Source organism: Streptomyces sp. NPDC019443, assembly GCF_044389785.1.
Lineage (GTDB): Bacteria > Actinomycetota > Actinomycetes > Streptomycetales > Streptomycetaceae > Streptomyces.
Genome location: NZ_JBIRYJ010000008.1, coordinates 190,403 through 209,701, shown reverse-complemented (window position 1 = coordinate 209,701; position 19,299 = coordinate 190,403). Strand labels below are relative to the sequence as shown.

At 71.9% G+C, this 19,299-nt stretch carries 16 protein-coding genes and 1 tRNA gene; 11 read left to right on the top strand and 6 right to left on the bottom strand.

The genetic code is table 11. The features are described from left to right. The first annotated feature begins 41 nt into the window (after positions 1–41). Positions 42–1,421: a tetratricopeptide repeat protein gene (locus ACH492_RS25125; protein WP_398989927.1), complete on the top strand. Its 1,380-nt coding sequence runs from the start codon at positions 42–44 to the stop codon at positions 1,419–1,421. A gap of 22 nt (positions 1,422–1,443) precedes the next feature. Here the strand turns inward: ACH492_RS25125 and ACH492_RS25120 are convergent, their stop codons facing one another. Then, the gene (locus ACH492_RS25120; RefSeq protein WP_398989926.1) at positions 1,444–2,040 is read right to left on the bottom strand and encodes a histidine phosphatase family protein; all 597 of its coding nucleotides are present in this window, start codon (positions 2,038–2,040) and stop codon (positions 1,444–1,446) included. A gap of 186 nt (positions 2,041–2,226) precedes the next feature. On the opposite strand from ACH492_RS25120, the gene ACH492_RS25115 reads away from it, so the two are divergent. The 7 genes from ACH492_RS25115 (at position 2,227) to ACH492_RS25085 (ending at position 8,383) form a co-directional block, all read left to right on the top strand. Next, the gene (locus tag ACH492_RS25115; RefSeq protein WP_398989925.1) at positions 2,227–3,105 is read left to right on the top strand and encodes a phosphatase PAP2 family protein; all 879 of its coding nucleotides are present in this window, start codon (positions 2,227–2,229) and stop codon (positions 3,103–3,105) included. After that, complete coding sequence (locus ACH492_RS25110) at positions 3,035–4,168, top strand: hypothetical protein (RefSeq protein WP_398989924.1); 1,134 nt, start codon at positions 3,035–3,037, stop codon at positions 4,166–4,168. Before ACH492_RS25115 ends, ACH492_RS25110 begins: the two co-directional genes overlap by 71 nt. Beyond that, complete coding sequence (locus ACH492_RS25105; RefSeq protein ID WP_398989923.1) at positions 4,159–5,745, top strand: hypothetical protein; 1,587 nt, start codon at positions 4,159–4,161, stop codon at positions 5,743–5,745. The genes ACH492_RS25110 and ACH492_RS25105 overlap by 10 nt, the downstream gene beginning before the upstream one ends. Continuing rightward, a complete protein-coding gene (locus tag ACH492_RS25100) occupies positions 5,742–7,079 on the top strand; it encodes an AAA family ATPase (protein ID WP_398989922.1) in 1,338 nt (445 codons plus the stop codon). Before ACH492_RS25105 ends, ACH492_RS25100 begins: the two co-directional genes overlap by 4 nt. A 113-nt stretch (positions 7,080–7,192) precedes the next feature. Further along, positions 7,193–7,531: a hypothetical protein gene (locus tag ACH492_RS25095; RefSeq protein ID WP_398989921.1), complete on the top strand. Its 339-nt coding sequence runs from the start codon at positions 7,193–7,195 to the stop codon at positions 7,529–7,531. A gap of 128 nt (positions 7,532–7,659) precedes the next feature. Beyond that, positions 7,660–8,319, top strand: coding sequence for a bifunctional DNA primase/polymerase (locus ACH492_RS25090; protein WP_398989920.1), 660 nt, complete (start codon positions 7,660–7,662; stop codon positions 8,317–8,319). After that, positions 8,310–8,383: transfer RNA gene (locus tag ACH492_RS25085), tRNA-Lys, on the top strand. The genes ACH492_RS25090 and ACH492_RS25085 overlap by 10 nt, the downstream gene beginning before the upstream one ends. A 106-nt stretch (positions 8,384–8,489) precedes the next feature. Here ACH492_RS25085 and ACH492_RS25080 read toward each other — a convergent pair. After that, positions 8,490–9,746, bottom strand: coding sequence for a M6 family metalloprotease domain-containing protein (locus tag ACH492_RS25080; RefSeq protein WP_398990037.1), 1,257 nt, complete (start codon positions 9,744–9,746; stop codon positions 8,490–8,492). 385 nt (positions 9,747–10,131) lie between these two features. Between ACH492_RS25080 and ACH492_RS25075 the strand changes: the two genes are divergently transcribed. Beyond that, positions 10,132–11,949 (top strand): putative bifunctional diguanylate cyclase/phosphodiesterase, encoded by a 1,818-nt coding sequence (locus ACH492_RS25075; protein WP_398989919.1) that lies wholly within the window; start codon positions 10,132–10,134, stop codon positions 11,947–11,949. A gap of 132 nt (positions 11,950–12,081) precedes the next feature. Here the strand turns inward: ACH492_RS25075 and ACH492_RS25070 are convergent, their stop codons facing one another. From ACH492_RS25070 to ACH492_RS25055, 4 genes are all read right to left on the bottom strand, one after another. Then, complete coding sequence (locus ACH492_RS25070) at positions 12,082–13,791, bottom strand: glycosyl hydrolase family 18 protein (RefSeq protein ID WP_398989918.1); 1,710 nt, start codon at positions 13,789–13,791, stop codon at positions 12,082–12,084. A 271-nt stretch (positions 13,792–14,062) separates the two neighbouring features. Then, positions 14,063–15,229, bottom strand: a complete 1,167-nt coding sequence (locus tag ACH492_RS25065; RefSeq protein WP_398989917.1) for an LLM class flavin-dependent oxidoreductase — start codon at positions 15,227–15,229, stop codon at positions 14,063–14,065. Between the two features lie 41 nt (positions 15,230–15,270). Next, positions 15,271–16,023, bottom strand: a complete 753-nt coding sequence (locus ACH492_RS25060; protein ID WP_398989916.1) for a decarboxylase — start codon at positions 16,021–16,023, stop codon at positions 15,271–15,273. After that, on the bottom strand, positions 16,020–16,817 hold the full coding sequence (locus ACH492_RS25055) for a decarboxylase (protein WP_398989915.1): 798 nt from the start codon (positions 16,815–16,817) through the stop codon (positions 16,020–16,022). Before ACH492_RS25055 ends, ACH492_RS25060 begins: the two co-directional genes overlap by 4 nt. Positions 16,818–16,948: 131 nt before the next feature. On the opposite strand from ACH492_RS25055, the gene ACH492_RS25050 reads away from it, so the two are divergent. Together ACH492_RS25050 and ACH492_RS25045 are read left to right on the top strand one after the other, a co-directional pair. After that, positions 16,949–17,902: a D-2-hydroxyacid dehydrogenase gene (locus ACH492_RS25050; RefSeq protein WP_398989914.1), complete on the top strand. Its 954-nt coding sequence runs from the start codon at positions 16,949–16,951 to the stop codon at positions 17,900–17,902. Next, entirely contained in the window at positions 17,892–19,295 is a 1,404-nt protein-coding gene (locus tag ACH492_RS25045) for an amidase (protein ID WP_398989913.1), read from the top strand. Before ACH492_RS25050 ends, ACH492_RS25045 begins: the two co-directional genes overlap by 11 nt. Positions 19,296–19,299 lie beyond the last annotated feature (4 nt).

Sequence of the window (19,299 nt, the reverse complement as noted above, 5' to 3'; positions counted from 1 at the left end):
TGCTCCGCCGGAACACGGCTGCACCAAGAGAGGGCTCGGCCATGGCGTCATCGTCACAGGCATCACGGGCAGTTCCCAACCGGGCGGTTCCCAACCTCGCCTTCCGCCGGCTGCGGGGGCAGCGCTCGCCTGGGGAGTTCGCGGCGAGTGTGCGCAAGGCGGCTCGAGAGATCGGCGAGCAGGTCTCGTGCGACGCCCGCTATGTCGGGCGCGTCGAGGCAGGCGAGATCCGCTGTCCCAACTATGCGTACGAGCGGGTGTTCCTGCACATGTTCCCCGGTCTGACGCTGGCGGACCTGGGGTTCGCGGCGCGGGAACAGGTGCGGGGCGGCGGCCGGGGGCGGCCGCCCGAACCTTCCCTCGGCCCCCTCGACCTTGACGGCAACAGTGACAGCGACATCGACGAGGAGAGCGACGTGCTGCGTCGCGCATTCATGACGAGCGGCTCCGCCACCGTGGCGGCCGCGTCTCTCGGGCTCGGTCCCGGCCCCGGCCTTGTGCCCGCACAGCGACGCGTCGGCGAGGCGGAAGTGAACGCCGTCGAGCACGCGGTACGCCGGATCCGGCTGCTCGACGACAGGCACGGCGCGGACGGGCTCTACAAGCGGGCCGCGCAGCCGCTGCGGGCGGCGTACGCACTGCTCGACGCGGGCACGGCCGCGCGCCCCTCGACGGCGGACCGGCTGCACGCGGGGGCGGGCGAACTCGCCATCTCGGTGGGCTGGCTGGCGCACGACTCGGGCCGGTTCGACGATGCGCGCTCGCACTACGCGGAGGCGCTGGCGACGGCTCGGGTGGCGGGCGATCCGGCGCTGGAGGCGCACGCGTTCTGCAATACGTCCTTCCTGGCGCGGGACGCGGGCCGCCACCGGGAGGCGGTCCGCTCGGCCCAGGCGGGCCAGCGGGCGGCGCGGCAGCTGGCCTCGCCGCGGCTGCTGTCCCTGCTCTCGCTTCGGGAGGCGGGCGGCTGGGCGGGGCTCGGGGACCGTACGGGCTGCGAGAAGTCCCTGGGGCGGGCGTACGCGTACTTCGACCGGGGCCCGGCGGACGCGGATCCGGAGTGGATGTCCTTCTTCGGCGAACCGGAACTGGAAGCACTGCAGGCGCAGTGCTGGTCGGCCCTCCACGACTGGCCCCGGGCCGCCCGCCACGCCCGCCGGGCGGCGACCCTCCAGGACAGCCGCTTCACCCGCAACCTGGCCCTGTACCGGGCGCAACTGGCGGCGGACCTGGCCCGCGCCGGAGCCCCGGACGAGGCGGCGGAGGCGGGCCACCAGGTGCTGGACCTGCTGGCGGAGGTCCGGTCGTCACGCATCCAGTCGATGCTGTCGGACACGGCGAGGGTGCTGCTGCCGAAGCGGAGGACGGGGGGTGTGGGTTCGTTCCTGGAGCGGCACGGGGAGTCGCTGCGAAGGGCGTGATGGGCGCCCCCGGGCGGGAAGCTCAACCCTCCAGATGGCCCGTGTCGTTCCAGCGCTCCACCGCCGGCGCACCGTACGCCCACCCGAGCACCGACAGACTCGTCGGGTCCAGCTTGATCCGCGCCGCGAACGACGGGTCCATGCCCAGCCACCGCGCCCCCAGCACCCGCAGGATGTGGCCGTGCGCGAAGACCAGCACGTCGCGGTCCGCCGAGCGCGCCCACTCCACCACCTCGTCCGCCCGCGCGCCGAGTTCCGACAGGGTCTCGCCGTCCGGGACGCCGTCGCGCCAGATGAACCAGTCCGGGCGGTCCGCATGGATGTCCGCCGGGGCCAGGCCCTCGTACGCCCCGTAGTCCCACTCCATCAGGGCGTCCCACCCGGTCGCCCGGTCCCCGAACCCCGCCAGCGCGCACGTCTCCGCCGCCCGCGCCAGCGGGCTCGTACGGACCTCGACGCCCTCCAGGCCCGACCACGGCGCCCGGTGCAGCCGCTCCCCCAGCAGTTTCGCCCCGCGCCTGCCCTCTTCGAGCAGGGGGATGTCCGTCCTGCCGGTGTGCTTGCCGAGCAGTGACCATTCCGTCTGGCCGTGCCGGGCGAGCAGGATGCGCGGTGCCATGCGGGGTCTCCCTGAGGTTCACATCGGGTGGCTTTCCATCATCGCGCACCTGAACGCGGGGCAACCTCCAAGTCGATCTCAGCGTCCCTCTACAGGCCGGGACCCGCCGACGGAGCGTCGCCCTGTACACCGTACGGTCGAACGGTGGCCGATGGCCGCCTGAACACAAACTGGAGAAACGTTCGGATGCCGTACACCGCGCCCCGCCATCGGCCCCGCTGGTGGACCGAACTGACGCTGATCGCAGTGGTCTACGCCGCCTACTCGGCGGGCCGGCTGCTCGCCCGCGGCGATGTGTCGACCGCGGTCGACCACGGCATGGCGATACTCCGGGCCGAGAAGGCCCTCCTGCTCAACGCCGAGCACCCGCTCAACCGCCTCTTCAGCCAGACCCCCGCCCTCGGCATACCCGCCGACTTCGCGTATGCCTCGCTGCACTATCTGGTCACTCCGGCCATCCTCGTCTGGCTCTTCCGCCGCCGCCCCGCCCGCTACCACGCCGCCCGCACCTGGCTGATGCTCTCCACGCTGCTCGGCCTCGTCGGCTTCACCCTGCTGCCGACCTGCCCGCCGCGGCTGCTCGATGCCGGTCAGGGGTTCGTCGACACGATGGCGCAGTACAGCTCGTACGGCTGGTGGGGCGGCGAGGCGAGCGCGCCGCGCGGCATGGGCGCGATGACCAATCAGTACGCGGCGATGCCGAGTCTGCACGTCGGCTGGGCGCTGTGGTGCGGCGTGATGCTGTGGCGGCACGGGCGCACTCCGCTGATGAAGGTCCTCGGCATCGCCTACCCGCTTCTCACCACGCTCGTGGTGATGGGCACGGCGAACCACTACTTCCTGGACGCGGTCGCCGGCGCCGCCGTGATGGGCGTCGGCGCACTGCTGACGCGGCCCGCGATGCGCCTCGCCCACCGGGTGCGCACACGTGTACTGTCCGCTCCTTCCGGCTCTAAGTCCCCGATTGTCAGTGCCGGATGCGAGACTTCCGCGGGTGAGCGAATCCCTGGACAGCGGACCACCTCCGCAGGCGCCGACGACAGCACTCCGGCAGCGGCTCGCTGAGCTGCGCGGCCCCGCCGCCCAGCCGCATCCGCTCGACGCCCGCGCGCTGGCCGCCCTCGCCGCGAACCCCGGCTGCAAGCGGCGCGCGCTGCTGGACGGCGCCGGGGTGGACAAGGCGGCGCTCGCCTCCGCGCTGGGGTCCCCTGCGGCGTTCGGGCAGTCGCAGTTCGCGTTCATGCGCGGCAATGCTTTCGAGGCCAGGGTCAAGGCCGACGGCGGTACGGAACTGATGCGGCTGCTGGGCGTGGACGCCCCGGCCGAGGTCCGGGTGCCCGATCTGTCGGCGGCCGGTCCCGAGGGCCGGGCCGCGCGTACGGCGCTGGCGCTGCGTGAGGCGACCGCGGCCGGTGCCCAAGACGGGGTGTGGACGCTGCTCGACCATCCCCTGCTGGCGCTGGAGGTCGCGGGCTCCCCCGCCTATCTGGAGCCGGACGCGGTGGTCGTCCACCCGGACGGGCGGTGGACGGTCGTCGAGATCAAGTCCTTCCCGATGATCGACGCTTCGGCGGACGCGGCGAAGGTGGGCGCGGCCGCGCGCCAGGCCGCGGTGTACGTGCTGGCGCTGGAGAGGGTCGCCGCGCTGACGGAGGGCGCGGAGGTGGCGCACTCGGTGCTGCTGGTCTGCCCCAAGGACTTCTCCAATCTGCCGACCGGGTCCGTGGTCGACGTCCGTAAGCAGTTGTCGGTCACCCGCCGCCAGCTGGCCAGGCTGACCCGGATCGAGGACATCGCCGCGGCGCTGCCCGAGGGCACGACCTTCGACCTGGAGCGGCCGGCTGAGGAGCTGACGGCGGCGGTCGAGTCGGTGTCCGCGGCGTACGCCCCCGAGTGCCTGGCCGCGTGCGAGCTGGCCTTCCACTGCCGCGACCGGGCCCGCGATTCGGGCGCGGTAGAGGCGCTGGGCCGTGGGGTGCGCGGCGAGCTGGGCGGGTTGACGACGATCGGCGACGTCCTGGCGGCGGCACGGGGGGCCGCGGGCGATCCGGACGACCCGGCGGTCGCCGCCCTGCGCAGAGCGGCGGCGCTGCGGGCCGAGGCACTGGAGGCGGCCGGATGTCGCTGATCTCCACGCTTGCCCGGCTGGAGGCCGTGGAGTCCGGGCGGGCCCGGCCGCTGGCGACCGTGCGGCACCGGCATCTGTCCGATCGGCCGCTGGTCTTCGTGCCGCTCACCACGGCGGGTGAGGCGGGGGCGCCGCTGGGCGCGCTGGTCGGCACCGATTCCGAGGAGCCTCGGCTGCTGGTCGTGGCGCAGCCCCGCGACCGCGATCTGCGCTTCACCTTCCTCGCGCAGCTGGCCGACGCGGTGCTGCCGCATCTGGATGCGTACGCCGACGACATCGAGCCCGCCGAGCGGAAGGAGACCGACCCCGAGACCGGCAAGAGGGTCAAGGTCGAAGTCGAACTGTGCGCGGACGCACCGCAGTTGATCGTGCCGGGGCGGGCCGGCATCGACTTCGTACGGCTGCTCGGCCGGTCGATGCGGTTTCGGCGTACGGCGGAGGAGGACCCCGACGCGCCCTACCCCGCACCGCCGCGGGTGCCGCTGCTCGGCCGCTGGCTCACGCACTACGGCGAACGGGCCCGGGTGCCCGGCTCCTCGCTGCTCCTCGCCGCGACCGATCTGCTGAACCGGCACTGGGCGACCGGTCAGTCCTCGCTGGAGGACCAGCATCTGGGGGCGCTGCTCGCCTGGATCGATCCACCGGAGGGTGAGTCCGGCCCGGATGCCGCGCTGCGGGCCGAGCTGGCGCGGGGCAGGGACGGGCAGCTGTTCTGCCCGCCGGCCGGGCCGGCCACCGATCCGGCCTTCGACAACAGGCTGCTGGCCCCGGCCGTGGAGCGCTACGACCGGGCGCGACAGGCGCTGGGCGCGGCGGAGGACGGCGCGGCGGCGGATGCGCGGCTGGGTGAACTGAGTGTCGCCGAGCGGGAGATCCGCCGGCTCGTGCTGACCCAGCTGCTGCCCACGTGGCAGGCGGTGTGGCGGAGCCTGGAGCTGTTGCGTGAGCTGCCGGAGGGCTCCAGGGCGGCGGACCGCTGGACTCGGGACCGCTGGTCGTTCACCGCGCACCGCGATCGCGTACGGGCGGGAGAGCCGCCGCAGCCGCGCCGCGACGACGCGGTGACGGCCGCGCAGAAGCTCGCCTCCCGCGAGACGGCCCAGGCGCAGCTGGAGGCCCAGGAGGCGCTGGACGACCCGCTGGTGCTTGCGGGGCGCAGGCTGGCGGGCGAGGCGTTCCTGAGTGAGGTGACGGAGGTCGTGATGGCCTGGTCGGACTCGAAGCGCCCGAGCCCGCGTCCGCTGCTCACAGTCCGCACGGACGACCGCCCGCAGCTCGCCGAGCGGGCGAAGGTGTACCGCTCGCTGGCGGACAAGCCGCAGACGGCGGAGTTCGTACGGTACGACGCGGAGGGGACGCTGGTGCTGCGGCTGACGGACCGCATGGGCCGCGCCAAGGACCCGGCGGAGGGCTCGGTCCCGCGGAAGGGCGACCGGATCGCCTGGACCCTGTTCGAACACGACCAGCGGGGCGGCCCCAAGCTCCCGCCCCCGGAGGAAACCCCGTGGACCCACGGCGGGCCCCCGGGCACGTCGGCTCAGAGTCCGGACCCTGTGACCACGGAGGACGTGCTGTGACCCGGCCGGGCTTCGAGCCGTCCGTCGAGGCTGCCCGGGCCACGGACGCGATCCTCGACGACACGCTGCACGGCTCCCACCGCGGTGTCGTCGTGGACTCGCCGCCCGGGGCCGGGAAGTCCACGCTCGTGGTGCACGCCGCGCGGGAACTGGCCGCCGCCGGGCGGCCGTTGATGGTCATCGCGCAGACCAATGCCCAGGTCGACGACCTCGTCGTCCGGCTCGCCGAGAAGGAGCCCGCGCTGGCGGTCGGGCGACTGCACAGCAATGAGCCCGATCCGTACGACAAGGCCCTCGACGAGCTGGACAACGTCCGCAAGTCCGCCAAGGCCGGTGACCTCGCCGGGCTGGAGATCGTCATTTCGACCGCCGCGAAGTGGGCGCATGTCCAAGGCGTCGAGCCCTGGCGGCACGCCATCGTCGACGAGGCCTACCAGATGCGCTCCGACGCGCTGCTCGCCGTCGCCGGGCTCTTCGAGCGCGCCCTGTTCGTGGGCGACCCCGGTCAGCTGGACCCGTTCTCGATCGTCGGCGCTGACCAGTGGGCCGGGCTGTCGTACGACCCCTCCGCGAGCGCCGTCTCCACACTGCTGGCCCACAATCCGGAGCTGCCGCAGCACCGGCTGCCCGTCTCCTGGCGGCTCCCGGCCTCCGCCGCGCCGCTCGTCTCCGACGCGTTCTACCCGTACACCCCCTTCCGCAGCGGTACCGGCCCCGGCGACCGGCGGCTCGCCTTCGGGGTGCCGCCGGACGGCTCGGGCCCCGACCGGGTGCTCGACGAGGCGGCCGAATCGGGCTGGGGCCTGCTGGAGCTGCCCGCCCGCCACACGCCCCGTACCGACCCCGAGGCGGTACGGGCGGTGGCCCTGGTCGTACGCCGGCTGCTGGACCGCGGGGGCGCGGCGACCAGCGAGCGGTCCACGGAACCCGTCCCGGTCACCGCCGGCCGGATCGCCGTCGGCACGGCCCACCGCGACCAGGCGGCTGCGGTGCGGGCGGCGCTCGCCGAGCTGGGCGTCGCGGACGTCACCGTGGACACGGCGAACCGCCTCCAGGGCCGTGAGTTCGACGTCACGATCGTCCTCCACCCGCTCTCGGGCCGCCCGGACGCGACCGCGTTCCATCTGGAGACGGGCCGGCTGTGCGTGCTGACCTCCCGCCACCGGCACGCGTGCATCGTGGTGTGCCGCGCGGGCGTCACCGACCTGCTGGACGAGCACCCGTCGACGGAGCCGGTCCAGCTCGGCGTCACGGTCAAGTTTCCGGATGGCTGGGAGGCCAACCACTCGGTCCTGGCACACCTGGCGGAACACCGGGTGAGCTGGCAGCCGTAGGCACACTTGCATTCGCGGCGACAATGGAAGGCGGCGATGGGTATGCGATGGACACAAGGTCAACGGAGGGCGGCCCGGAAAGGGGCTCGCACCTGGGCGAGGAGGAGAACCACATGGCGGAACCCGAGCGGAGCGAGCGGAAGCTGCGACCGGCCCCGCTGCTCTTCGAGCCGTCGGAGGCTGCCGCCGACCCCGAGCACTTCTTCGACCTGGAGTCGATAGAGGACCCGCGGGAGCTGCTGGCGCGGTCGACCGAACTGGCCCTGGCGTTCCGCGCGGCCACCGACCGCGCCGTGGAGTACCAGGCGCTCGCGGCCGCCCAGCTCGCCGACCCGCGCCGGTTCGACCGGCTGACCCCCGCGGACATCGCCGAGCGGGCGGAGTGGACCGAGGACTACGCGAAGAAGATGATCGAGTTCGGCCGCGGCCTGCTCCGCAACACCACGCCCTAGCCCACCGCCCCGCCTCAACATCGCGCACGGCATATGCCGGGGCGCAAGATACGCCTCCCCGACCGGCGCTGTCTCCGTTTCCGCCAACTCTCAGAAACGGAACGGTCACTCCGGGTAGGTCTTGTTCCATGAGTGCATGGCTGCAAGACGACTCTCTGCCGGCCCCCGGCTCCGGTGACGACGAGCGCCGGACCCATACCTTGGCCCTCCTGCGGGACGAGGGCAGGCACCAGGTCGCCCAGGTCACATCGCCCGGCGCGAGCTGGCTCGTCTCGGCCGTCGGCCATCCGCGCTCGATGCTGGCCCTCTGGGAGACCCACCCGTACGCCCCCGCCGTACTTCCCTGCGGCTCCGTCTTCGACGTCGTGAACGTGCCCACGGTCTTCGGCCGCCGCATGCTCGACCGGCTCTGGGAGGAGGGGCCGGGATCCGGCCCCGTCGCCATGCACCGAGGCCGGATGCTGCTCTTCGCCGCCCCCGGCACCGCGCACCGCCTGCCGTCCCTGCTCGGCTGGGAGGAGTGCGGCGACTCCGTACCGCCGGTGCTCTGCCACGGCACCGGCGACGCGGTCACCGTTCCGCCGCTGGCCAAGGGCCACGCCGCGACGGGCGGCCCGCGCTGGCTGGTGGCCCCCGACACCCGGCACCCGTGGCTGCCGGGGCCCGAGGTGGTGCTCTGGGCGTGCGTGCGGGCGGTCCGCGCGGCCTCGGCTCCCAGCGTCCGTATATCGATTTTTCCTGGCGCCGATCAGGATGCTAAGGTCTACGACGTCAGCAGGCGCCGCTAGCTCAGTTGGTTAGAGCAGCTGACTCTTAATCAGCGGGTCCGGGGTTCGAGTCCCTGGCGGCGCACAGACGGGGAAAGCCCCTCGCGAGAGCGAGGGGCTTTTTCGTACGCCCGGACGGCCGGACCCCGCCCCGCACCCGCGCCCCGCACCGCAGACCCCCGGACGCACCGCTACGTCGTCGTGATCTTGACCGTCCACGCGCCCGACCGCGTACGGTCCGCCACCTCCACCTTCGTCCGCCCACCCGGCACCCCCGGCATCGTGAACGTCTCGCCGACCCCCAGCGGCGCATCCGCCAGCGGCGGGTACACCGACGTGTCCCAGCACGCCGAGCTGTCCGGGTGGGTGTCGACGACCTCCGCCGGGCCGCCACCCGAAGCCGTCTCGGCCTGCACGCGATAGAGCAGCACCCCCTCCCTGCAGGTCGACTCGTCGTTGCCCGTCGATCCGCGCACCTCGATCGCGAGCGCCGTGTCCACACCGGTCCGGACGACCGCGAGCCGCGTGCCGAGGCTCCCGCCCGGGGTCGGCGCGGCCGAGATCGGCTCCAGAGTGATCCACTCGGCCTTCGTCACACACCGCACGGCCCGCCTGTCCAGCCAGCCCAGCTTCCACTTGTGCCAGCCGAAGAGATCCGGGGCAAGACCGAACTGGCTGCCCATCACGTCCCAGTCCCCGACGTACGTGTCCCAGTCGCCCTTGCCGTCCGTCGGCCGGTGGTAGAGGTCAGGTAGGTCGAAGACATGCCCGGTCTCGTGGGCCAGCACATTGCGGTCCGGCGGGTGGCGCTCGAAGACGGTGACGACCCGGTCGACGTCGGTGCCGTCGGCGTGCAGGGGCTCGTCGAAGTTCACGACCTTCGTCGCGTCGGAGTCGACGCCGGGCGCGTCCGGGTCGGCGACCAGATAGACGATGTCGTAGCGGGAGAAGTCGACGGTCGGGTCGGCCGCGTTGATCGCGTCACGCAGATACCCGGCGCGCTGTCCGGGCTCCCAGTCACGGCTTATCCCGTACGCCGTCGAGGCCTTCGGCATCGCCACCCACTCGCGCTGCGAGTGCGGGCGCAGCACGAACTTCCCGTACGAGGCACGCGCGAAGAATGTGCTGGTGGCCGGGAAGTGGTCGGCCGCGAGCTCGCGCGGCGCGTTCAGCGGGACGGAGTCCGGGAACGACAGGAAGATCATCACGGCGTCCAGTTGCCGGGCCGGGCGCGGATAGTCGGTGTTCCACGTGTCCACGCCCAGGGAGTGGTGCGCGGCCGTGCGGGTCAGCGCGCAGGGCCCACCCGCCGTCTTGGCCACCGCGGGGCCGGCCACGAGCGAAGTGGCGGCGAGCGCCACGAGGGAAGTGAGGGCAGCAGCGGCGCTCCGCAGGCGCACGGGTTCCACTCCCTCGGGTGTTCCCTCGGACGACTGCTGACCCTCCACGTGGACCTCCGGCTGCGGAATGGGCGACACCTCAACCACCTTGTGACGGTTTTTCGCAGTACGCCCTGTTCCGCTGCCCCACCCGGGTGACCGACCCGACACCGGCCCGACACCGACCCGAGACCCGACGACACTCCGATGGCTCACGGAACGTCACATTCGGTCAGTGCGGATCGCCCCCGGCTCAGACCTGTGCAGAAACGATCGACCGAAGGCCGTGAATGAGCTGCCTCGCGGCGGCGTAGCTGGAACGGCCCATGGGCCAGCCTCTATGATCGGCAGACTTTCCCGGCTTCTTCCCTTTGCCGCCGGGCTTCTTGCCGGATTTCTTGCTGATCACATCGGTACGACCCTGTACGACACGACTGCACTGCGGGAGCGAGCGGTGAGCGGAACCTCCGAAGGAACAGGGCCCGCGGGAGTCGCAGCCGACCCCAGCAAATCCGGGCTGTCGATCACAGAGCGTAACCGCTTCGGCCGGACCACCGCCGAACTGCGCGACTACCGGGCCGCCTTCAACGCCGCGCACCTCGCGATGGCGGTCGTCGACCACGAGGGCCTCGTGGTCACCGCCAACGCGGCCCTCGCCGCGCTGCTGGGCACCGAACCAGACACCCTGCAGGAACAGTTCGCGGCGGACATCGTCGACCTCGCATCGGACCGCCGCACCTGGCACGCGTACCGCGAAGTGCTGCGCGGCCGCCGGTCCCGGTTCCGCTGTGCGCGCCGCCTCAAGCACCCCGACGGGCGCACGCTGTGGGCGGAGGTGACTGTCGCGCCGGTGCCCGACAGCCGCAATGTGCTGCTCTCCATCGCGGACATCAGCGACCGGCGCGAGCTGCACGCCCGGCTGCGCCATCTCCAGATGCACGACCCTGTGACCCGGCTGCCCAACCGCACGCTGTTCTTCGAGCGATTGTCGGCGGCGCTCGAGTCATCGGCGTACGACCACGGCTCGACCGGCCGGATCGGCCTCTGCTATCTCGACCTCGACGGCTTCAAGGCGGTCAACGACACCCTCGGGCACCGGCTCGGCGACCGACTGCTGGCCGCGGTCGCCTCGCGGCTCACCGAGTGCGCGGACAGCTACGGATACGCGTGCAGCGGCGGGCACCTGGTGGCGCGGCTCGGCGGCGACGAGTTCGCGATCCTGGTCGAGGACTCCGCCGGTACGGAGCAGCTCGCCGATCTCGCCAAGTCCGTACTGGCCGCGCTGCAGCAGCCGTTCGATCTGGCCGGGCAGCGTCTTTCTGTCTCGGCGTCGATCGGGGTGGTGGAACGGACGGTGTCCGGGACGAATGCCACCGGGCTGATGCAGGCCGCGGACACGACGCTGTACTGGGCGAAGGCGGACGGCAGGGCCCGCTGGACACTCTTCGACCCCGAGCGCAACGCGCACCGGATGACCCGTCAGGCGCTGTCCTCGACGCTTCGCCCGGCCGTGGAGCGCGGGGAGTTCACGCTGGAGTACCAGCCGCTGGTGGGGATGGCGGACGGGGTGACGCGAGGCGTGGAGGCGCTGGTGCGCTGGAACCACCCGCAGTTCGGCACGCTCGCGCCGAATCGGTTCATCGGCATCGCGGAGGAGGACGGCTCGATCGTCCAGCTCGGACGGTGGGTGCTGCGTACGGCGTGCCTCCAGGCCCGCCGGTGGCAGAAGGACCACCCGGACGCGCCGCCGCTGTTCGTCAGCGTCAATGTCGCCGTACGCCAGGTCTGGGACTCCGACCTGGTGGCGGACGTGGCGGGGATCCTGGCTGAGACGGGACTCGCGCCGCATCTGCTGCAACTGGAGCTGACGGAGTCGGCGGTGATGGGCTCGGCGGGCCGCCCGCTCCAGGCGCTGCAGGCGCTCAGCGACATGGGCGTGCAGATCGCGATCGACGACTTCGGGACGGGGTACTCGAACCTCGCGTATCTGAGCCGGCTGCCGGTATCCGTACTGAAGCTCGACGGATCGTTTGTCCGCGGCTTCCAGGACGAGGCGCATCCGAACCCGGCGGACGAGACGATCGTCGAGGCGATGGTGCAACTGGCGCACCGGCTGGGCCTGACGGTTACGGCGGAATGCGTGGAAACGGCGGGCCAGGCGTCGCGGCTGCGGCGGATCGGCTGTGACACGGGCCAGGGCTGGCTCTACTCGCGGGCGGTGGCGCCGGAGCAGATCGCCGAGCTGATCGGCGTCGGAGCGTTGTCGGTCTGACGCCAGGTCCGACGCCCGGCGACGCCCGGTCCCGACGCCGGATCCGGGCGACCGGGTGGGACGCCGACCGCCCCCGGCCGGAAGGACGTTCCAGCGGGGGCGGCGGCCTGTGGGGGGTAGGGGGGCAGCGGCTCAGCAGGCGCCCAGGTCCTGCCAGACGCCCCATTCGCCCGTCGTGCCCGGCTCTTCGCCCTGGGTCCACCACTTCGCCTTCCAGAGGTGGCCCTTGTGGGAGACCTGCGCGCCGCCGGTGTACGCCGGGGTGCTGGACCAGGCCGCGGCCGTGCAGCCCGCCGGCGGGTCGGAGGGGGACGGAGTCGGGGTGGAGGGCGACGGGGTCGGGTCCGACGGCGACGGGGTCGGGTCCGACGGGTCCGGGTTCGGGGAGCCGCCGACTGCCGTCACGATGTCGTTGAACAGCGTCGCGTTCGCGTCCAGGCCGAGCAGCGAGTACATCATCGCGCCCGCCAGGCCCCGGCTGTGCCCGTAGTCCGCCCGCGCCTGGATCGCGCGCTTGTCGAGGCCGGTGAAGAACTCCCCGTCCTTGTAGAAGTACGCCGCCTTGGCCTCGTCGTCCCAGAACGTCGTCGCCGCGTTGTCGACGACCCCGCCGAGCTCCTTGTAGTGCGCGATGCCCGCCTGCTGGCTCACCGGTCGTGCGCCCGATGCGCCGGTCGCGGACTGCGCGAGGCCGTTCTTCGCGCCGGCCGGGACACCCTTCCAGCCGCGGTAGTAGAACTCGTACCCCAGCGTCAGTTTGTTCGCCGGGAAGCCGCCCGCGATGCCGTACGCCGCGTTCCCGTCGAGCCAGGAGTCGATGGCGTTGTCGATCGAGTACTTCTGTGTGCCGGGCGCGATGGGGTCCGTCGGGTCGGAGGCCGGCGAGTACAACGGCGACTGGTGGTACGTCGGGCCGTCCGCGTCCCAGGCGCCGTGCATGTCGTACGTCATGATGTTCGCGTAGTCGAGGTACGCGCCGATCTTGTCCGTCTCGATGTGCTTGATCTTGTCCTGGCCGGCCGGGAGCGCCGACGTCAGCAGGTACTTCTTGCCGCCGTGCGCCGCGCCGTACTCGTCGAGCTGCTTGCGGAACTCCGCAAGCAGGAGAGTGAAGTTGGCCTTGTCCTCGGGTCCGTAGTGGTTGCCGAGGTGGCCGCCCTCCGAGCCCGGGTACTCCCAGTCGATGTCGATGCCGTCGAAGATCCCGGCGGCGGTGCCGGGGCCGCCGTAGCCGCCCTCGACCGGCAGGTCGCCCGCGATGTACTGCTTGACGCACGAGGCGACCAGTTTCTTGCGGCTCGCGTCCGTCTTGGCCGCGTCGTGGAAGTACTTGGAGTACGTCCAGCCGCCCAGCGAGATATTGATCTTCAGCTTGGGGTACTTGGCCTTCAGCTCCTTGAACTGGTTGAAGACCCCCACGATCGGCTGGTTCCAGGTGTCGGCGACGCCGTCGACGCTGTCCGCCGCCGCGAAGGACTTCTGGTAGTCGGCGTACGAATCGCCCGCGCCGTCACCGGCGTTGGGATTGGCGTCGTCGCCCGCGGCCTTGTTCGCCTCGAAACAGGTCAGCTCGGTCGGGTGGATGTTGCCGAACGAGTAGTTGAGGACGTCGAGCTTGGCCGCGATGCCCCGGGTGTCCAGATGCTTGGGGTAGAAGGCGTTGCCGTACACGCTCCACTGGTCGTAGTACGCGATCTTCACCCCGCCGGTGGACGCGGCGGCGGTCGTGACGTCGTCGCCGGCCGCCTCGTCGGCGGTGCCTGGGCCTACGAAACCGGCCAGGACGCCTGCGGCGAGGGCCGCGGTCGTCAGGGCCGCGAGCAAGGGTCTGCGGGAGCGCACGGGACAGCCTCCGGGGGGATGTGCGGAACGGGACCTGGAACAGGAATGGGAACGCGAGTTGGAGAAGAGATAGCGATCAGGCCACCGCCGCGTCAATGGTCTGAACCAAATTGAGGACTAGACCAATTTTGGCGAGAAATCGCTCGTCAGGCACCCGCACTCCGCACGCAGAACCGCTCGCCACCAACGGTGACGAGCGGTTTAAGGCCCCATTAAGGGCCTGGGGACGGACAGTTCAGCAGTGAACCACTCCGCCCGCGAAACCCAGGTTTTACTCGGGCCCCGGCAAGTCGTAGGCGTCCGCGATCAGTTCGTAGGAGCGCAGCCGCGCATCCCCGCCGTGCGCATTCGCCGTGATCATCAACTCGTCCGCGCCGGTGCGCTTCTGGAGGTCGTCAAGTCCCGTCCGCACCTCGTCCGCAGTGCCGTGGACGACGTTCGTCAACCAGCTGTCCACGAACTCCCGCTCCATGGGGCTGAATTCGTACGCCGCCGCCTCATCGGGCGTGGGGATCAGCCCGGGACGGCCGGTGCGCAGCCGGACCATGGACAGGGCACCGGTCAGGACCTGGCGGCGGGCCTCCTTCTCGTCGTCCGAGGCAAGGGCCGAGACACCGATCAGCGCGTACGGGGCGTCCAGCACCGCGGACGGCCGGAAGGACTCGCGGTACAGGTCGAGCGCCGGGATGGTGTTGTGCGCCGAGAAGTGGTGGGCGAAGGCGAAGGGCAGTCCGAGCACGCCGGCCAGCCGGGCACTGAAGCCGGAGGAGCCGAGCAGCCAGATCGGCGGCCGGGCGGAGGGGCCCTGGACCGGTCCTGGCACCGCGTGTATGCGGGAGTACGGATGCCCGTCCGGGAAGTCGTCGTCCAGGAAGCGGGTCAGCTCGGCGAGTTGCTGCGGAAAGTCGTCGGCGCCCGAGTGGATGGGGGTACCGCCCGTGCCCGAAGTGCCACGGGGGACGTTCGGTGCGCGCAGGGCCGCGGCGGTCGGGCCGTCGGTGCCGGGCGCCCGCCCGAGACCCAGGTCGACGCGGCCCGGCGCGAGCGCCTCCAGCGTGCCGAACTGCTCGGCGATGACGAGCGGCGCATGGTTCGGGAGCATCACGCCGCCCGAGCCGAGGCGGATGCGCTCGGTGTGGGCGGCGAGGTGGGCGAGGATCACGGCCGGCGACGAGGAGGCGACGCCCGGCATCGAGTGGTGCTCGGCGACCCAGTGGCGGTTGAAGCCGCGGCTCTCGGCCAGCCGCGCGATGTCCACGCTGGTACGCAGTGCGTCGGTAGCGGTGCGATCGACGCCGACCGTCACCAGGTCCAGTACCGACAGGGGCACAGGGGCCGTTCCGTTCGCCGTGCCTCGAATCGCGTCACCCTGAATCGCGTCGCCCTGAATCGCGTCACCCTGAATCGCGTCGTCCACCGGTGCAGCCCTCCTGCGCATGAAGTACGTACAGCACGAGCTAACAGGAGGGCCTCTCCGCTTTATTCCCGCCCGGTCTTCAGTCGGGATTCCTCCGGCTTCGCGAACAGCGTGCCGAGCTTCGGCCCGAACACCCACGCCTTGCGCTCCGCCAGCCGCAGCCCCTCCCACACCGTCACCTGGTTCGCCGTGAGGACCGGCTTACCGAGCAGGTCCTCCAGGTCGGGGAGGTACGCCGCGGTGTGCAGGGCCGTGTCCGGCAGCAGCACCACCTCCGCGTCGGGGTGGTCGCCCGCCCTAGCCAGTTCCAGCACCTCGTCCCGGCCCCAGGTGCCGACCTCGGCCGCGGTGACGATCCCGCTCGCCCGGTCGGAGACCACCTCGGCCCCGGACGCCTTGAGGAAGGCGGTGAAGAGGGCCGTGACGTCCTGCGGGTAGGTCGCGGCTACCGCGACGCGCACGGCGCCCAGCGCCCGTACCGCATGCGCGAAGGCGAACGACGTGCTCGACGCCGGCAGCCCCGCGGCCAGCGCCAGCGAGCGGATCTGCTCGCGCGCGCCCTCCCAGCCGTAGACGAAGCTTCCGCTGGTGCACGCCCACACCACCGACTCCGCGCCCTCCAGCCGGAGCTCCTCCACACCCGCGGTGAGCCGCTCCGCCGAGCCCATCCGCAGCAGCGCGTCGACGCGGTGGGCGTCCTCGCCGATGTCGGTGTGGACGACGGGCAGTCTGATGTCGCTGTCGAGCAGCACCTCGAACCGGGGGTAGTCGTCCTCGGCGGAGTGCCCGGGGTAGAGAAGTCCGACTGTCGTCATGTCCAGCCTTCCTGTTCTTCGGGCTCGGTCGCCGGCGCGGTCGTCTGCTCAGCTGTCGGCTCGGGGTCCAGCAGGAGCGCCTGGTACGGACCGACCGCGTGCACCCCGATCCGGCGCAGCGCGGCCCACATCGTCACCTGGTTCGCGGAGAGCACCGGCATCCTCAGTTCGGCCTCCAGCTGCGGGATCGCGTCGTACGTCGGCAGGTTGGTGCAGCTGATGAAGAGCGCGTCGGCCGCGCCCACCACCGCCTGCCGCGCCATGTCCACCACCGACCGGTACGGCACCTTCCAGATGTGCCGGGTCAGTCCCAGAAAGGCGCGGCCCGTGACCGTTACCCCAGCTTCTCCCAGATACACCTCAAGTGCCTGGGTCACCGACTCCGTATAGGGCGTGACCAGGGCGATACGGCCGGCGCCCAGTTCCTCGAGCGCTTCGAGCAGGGCGCCGGAGGTGGTCAGCGAGTCGACTTCCCCCGCCGAGCGCATCGCCTCGCACATGGCCCGCTCACCGGCGAGACCGCCGACGAAACTGCCCGACGTGCAGGCGTACGCGATCACCTCGGGCTCGGACGCGCCGAGCGCCTGGACCGCCTCGCGCAGCGTCTCGTGCTCGCTCACCAGGCGGGCGAGGTCGAGGGAGACCTCGACGGGCACATAGGGCGTACGGGTCAGGCGCAGCGATACATCGTCGGGGACCCAGCGCCACAGCTCACGGTCCAGGGCGAAATCGAACGGAGCGACCACCCCGACACCGCGCTGGGGCTGTGGTCCACCGAGGAAGGAGACATCCATCGCCGGCCCCCTTTGACGTGTTGTTGACGACGGTAGGTTCGGGTGCGAGCGTGGTCAATCCGTGCATGTCAGACTCCCCCCGTATGCCCTTCGGGCACGGGAGGTGCCCCCATCGAAACGGCTTCCGCTTGATGTCCGAACCCACTCTTCTGGTGCTGGCAGCAGACCCGCCGCCCCGTCTCGGGCGGCTGACCGGACGGGTCCACGTCCAGTACGCCGACGAGCAGACGCTCGCCGCCCGACTCCCGTACGCAGACGTCCTGCTGGTGTGGGACTTCCTCTCCGAGGCGGTGCGTGCCGCCTGGCCGGGCGAGGGGCCGCGCCCGCGCTGGGTGCACACCCCGAGCGCGGGGGTCGACCGGCTGCTCTGCCCCGAGCTGATCGCTTCCGACACGGTGGTCACCAATGCCCGGGGGGTCTTCGAGGAGCCGATCGCCGAGTACGTCGCCGGTCTGGTCCTTGCCATGGCGAAGGACCTGCCCGGCACCCTGGAGCTCCAGCGGCAGCGGCGCTGGCGCCACCGCGAGGGCCTGCGGGTGGCGGGCACCCGGGCGGCGGTGGTGGGCGCGGGCCCGATCGGCCGGACCGTGGCCGGCACGCTGGAGGCCCTCGGCGTCACCGTGGCGGTCGTTGGCCGCACCGAACGGCCCGGGATCCATGGCGCCCAGGACCTCGATCCGCTGCTCGCGCGCGCCGACTGGGTGGTGTGCGCCGCGCCGCTCACCGATGCGACGCGCGGGATGTTCGACGCGCGGCGCTTCGGTCTGATGCAGCCATCGGCCCGGTTCATCAATGTGGGGCGCGGCCCGCTGGTCGTCGAGGACGATCTCGTTGCCGCGCTCAACAAAAGGTGGATCGCGGGCGCGGCCCTCGATGTCTTCAGCTCCGAGCCGCTCGCGCCCGACAGCCCGCTGTGGGACGTGCCCGGGCTGATCGTCTCCCCGCACATGAGCGGCGACACGGTCGGCTGGCGCGACCGGCTCGGCGAACAGTTCGTGGAGTTGTACGAACTGTGGGAGGCCGGAAAGCCGTTCCCGAACGTTGTCGACAAGAAACGTGGGTACGTCCCCATGCATGACGTCTGAGCTGATTGACCTCACCGCACGCCAACTGCTCACCGGCTACGAGAAGGGCGACTTCTCCCCCGTCGACGTGACCCGCGCCGCGCTGGAGAGGATCGAAGTGGTGCAGCCCCTGGTGAACGCCTTCGTCCGGGTGGATGCCGAGCAGGCACTGACGGAGGCCGAGGCGTCCGCCGGGCGGTGGCGCAGAGGAGAGCCGCAGGGGCTGCTCGACGGGGTGCCGGTCACAGTGAAGGACCTGCTGCTGCAGCGCGGCGGCCCGACCCTGCGCGGCTCCATGTCCGTTTCCGCGGAAGGGAGTTGGGACGAGGACGCACCGTCCGTGGGGCGGCTGCGCGCGCACGGCGCGGTCTTCCTCGGCAAGACGACGACCCCCGAGTTCGGCTGGAAGGGCGTCACCGACTCACCGCGGCACGGTGTGACGGGCAATCCGTACGACATCACTCGCACGGCGGGCGGCTCCAGCGGCGGCAGCGCGGTGGCGGTGGCGCTCGGCGCGGGTCCGCTGTCGATCGGCACGGACGGCGGCGGCTCGGTCCGCATCCCCGCGTCCTTCTGCGGGATCTTCGGGATGAAGCCGACGTACGGACGCGTGCCGCTGTATCCGTCGAGCCCGTTCGGGACGCTCTCGCACGCGGGCCCGATGACGAAGGACGCCGCGGACGCCGCGCTGATGCTCGATGTGATCAGCGGCGAGGACTGGCGGGACTGGTCGCACCTGGGCCCCGCGGACGGCGTCCGCGGCACCCTCGCGGACGGGGTGAAGGGGCTGCGGATCGCCTATTCGCCGTCCTTCGGCGGACAGGTGGCGGTGCGCCCGGCGGTCGCGTCCGCGGTACGGCGGGCGGTAGCGGCGCTGGCGGGCCTCGGTGCGTACATCGAGGAGTGCGACCCCGACATCGCCGACCCGGTGGAGGCCTTCCACACCCTGTGGTTCAGCGGCGCGGCCCGGCTGCTGCAGCATCTCGGGCCCCGGCAGCGCGAGGCACTGGATCCGGGGCTGCGGGAGATCGCCGAGGCCGGGGCGCGGCACAGTGCGCTGGAGTATCTGGCGGCTGTCGACGTCCGGATGGACATCGGCCGGCGGATGGGCCGCTTCCACACGTCGTACGACCTGCTGGTCACCCCGACCCTGCCGATCACCGCGTTCGAGGCGGGGGTGGAGGTCCCGGCGCACTCGGGGCACCGCCGCTGGACGGGGTGGACGCCGTTCACATACCCCTTCAACCTGACCCAGCAGCCCGCCGCGACGGTGCCGTGCGGGGTGGACGAGGACGGGCTGCCGGTCGGCGTCCAGCTGATCGGCGCGCGCCACGCGGACGCGCTGGTGCTGCGGGCGGCGCATGCGCTGTACGAGTCGGGCGCGGCGGGCATCGCCCCGCCGGCGGTCGGATAGCTGG